This window comes from Dietzia sp. DQ11-71, assembly GCF_014144995.1.
Classification (GTDB): domain Bacteria; phylum Actinomycetota; class Actinomycetes; order Mycobacteriales; family Mycobacteriaceae; genus Dietzia; species Dietzia kunjamensis.
The window spans coordinates 1-1,988 of the sequence record NZ_JAALDT010000300.1; the positions used below are offsets into that span (position 1 = coordinate 1).

3 protein-coding genes are annotated in these 1,988 nt (G+C 71.3%); all 3 read right to left on the minus strand.

The window, feature by feature from the left end:
- On the minus strand, positions 1-260 hold a 260-nt coding region (locus G6023_RS11025), incomplete at its 3' end, for an RskA family anti-sigma factor (RefSeq protein ID WP_472986435.1).
- Positions 257-838 carry an ECF RNA polymerase sigma factor SigK gene (sigK, locus tag G6023_RS11030; protein WP_067719012.1) on the minus strand — a complete coding sequence of 194 codons (582 nt, stop codon included), beginning with the start codon at positions 836-838 and terminating at the stop codon, positions 257-259. The genes G6023_RS11025 and sigK, both read right to left, overlap by 4 nt.
- Before the next feature lie 74 nt (positions 839-912).
- The coding region (locus G6023_RS11035) for a molybdopterin-dependent oxidoreductase (protein ID WP_182635507.1) at positions 913-1,988 on the minus strand (1,076 nt) is incomplete at its 5' end.

Consider the following 1,988-nt stretch of genomic DNA (forward strand, 5'->3'; position numbering starts at 1 on the left):
GCCAATTCCAGGACGCGATCCCGCAACTGCGGCGGGGGCGCGGTGTCGAGCCCGGCGTCGGCGACGATGCCGGCGACGACCTCACGCGTCGAGGCGATGTGCGCCAGCATGGACGACTTCTCCTCGGCCGATGCGCTGACCAGCGCCATCTCGACGGCTTCGGCCTCGTCATCGTCCAGGGCGTCCAGGGCGTAGAGGTCGAGGTCCTCGGGACGGACGCTGCCCAGGTCCGACGGATGATCGTGGTGCCGAATGCTCACGACAGCTCACCTCCCAGGCAGTTCTTCAGGCGACGGAGACCGTCGCGGATTCTCGATTTGATCGTCGGTAGCGCGGTGCCGAGACGGTCGGCGACCTCGCGGTACGTCTGTCCGGAGAAGTAGGCCATCTCGATGGACTCGCGCTGGTTGTCCGTGAGGGTCCCCAGGCATCTGCGGACCTCCGCGGCGTCCTCGTCACGGGAGAGCTGTTCGGTGACCTGCTCCGCGATGTCGCCGGACCGGGTGAAGTCCGCCGCCGCGTCCATCTCGTCGCGCCGCGCGGCGGACGTCTCCGAACGAACCCGGTCCACCGCCCGACGGTGCGTGATGGTCAGCACCCAGGACTGCACCGATCCCAGACTCGGCCGGTAGTCGGCAGCCTGCTTCCAGACCTGGAGGAAGACCTCCTGCACGGTCTCCTCGGCGTACCCCGGGTCCCGCAGGACCCTCAGGGCCAGGCCGTAGACGCGCGGGGACATGAGGTCGTAGAAGCGACCGAAGGCCTGGAGGTCACCGGAGGCGGCGAGCTCGAGCAGGCGCCCCGGGTCGGTCAGTGGCGGGGCGACTGGCTCGGACACGGTCACCAGTCTAGGGCCAATCCGGTCCGGGTCGCGGGGCGGCCGTGTTCCCGGTGTGGGGATCTCTACGAGGGTCATGCCGTCGCCACCCGGAACGTCCGGTTGTGCCAACCCGTGGCGCCGCTCGGGACGGGCTCCCGCCGCTCCTCGGGCTGTACCCGACCGGCCCCGTCCGTCGCGCGGACGTGCAGGGTGTGCAGGCCGGGCTCGGCGTCCCAGGTCCACGACCACATCCGCCAGGTGTCGACCGAGTACTCCTCGGACAGTTGCGCCTCGCGCCACGGACCGTCGTCCACCCGGACCTCGACCCGCTCGATACCGCGACGCTGCGCCCAGGCGGTGCCCGCCACCACGACCGGCCCGGGCGGCACCTCGGCGAGCGGCGCGGGCCGGTCGATGCGGCTGGCCGTCCGGATCGGACCCCGCTCCGCCCACCCGCGATCCGTCCAGTACGCACTGGCCCGGTCGAATCGGGTGACCTCCCAGTCCACGACCCACTTGGTCGCCGAGACGTACCCGTAGAGCCCCGGCACCACCTGACGGACCGGGTACCCGTGCTCGAACGGCAGTGGTTCGCCGTTCATCCCCACGGCCAGCAGGGCGTCGCGGCCGTCGGTCAGTGCTTCGAGCGGGGTGCCGGCGGTCCAGCCGTCGACCGACGTCGACAGCAGCATGTCGGCGTCCGGCAGGGGCCCGGCCTCGGCGAGCAGGTCAGCGATGGAGAAGCCGGTCCAGCTCGCGGTGCCGACCAGGTCGCCACCGACCTCGTTGGACACGCAGGTCATGGTGATGATGCGCTCGCGGGTCTCCCTGTCGATCAGCGATTGCCAGTCGAGCTCGATCTCGCGCTCCACCATCCCGTGGATGCGCAGTCGCCAGTCGGCGGCCCTCAGCGAAGGGACCCGCAGAGCGGTGTCGATCCGATAGAACTCGTCGTTGTCGGTGAGGAACGGGGTCACGCCGGGCGCGTCCGGGGCCACACCTGTCGGCACGGCAGGCGCCGCGTTCCGCGCGAGGACCCGGGGCAACCGCAATCCGGTGCGTTCGGCCACCGCCTCGGCGGCTCGGCGGGTCAGGGCCATTCCCGTGGCACCGGCCGCGGCGATGACGGCCGCGGCCGACCCGGCCAGGACCAGGAAGCGTCGACGGT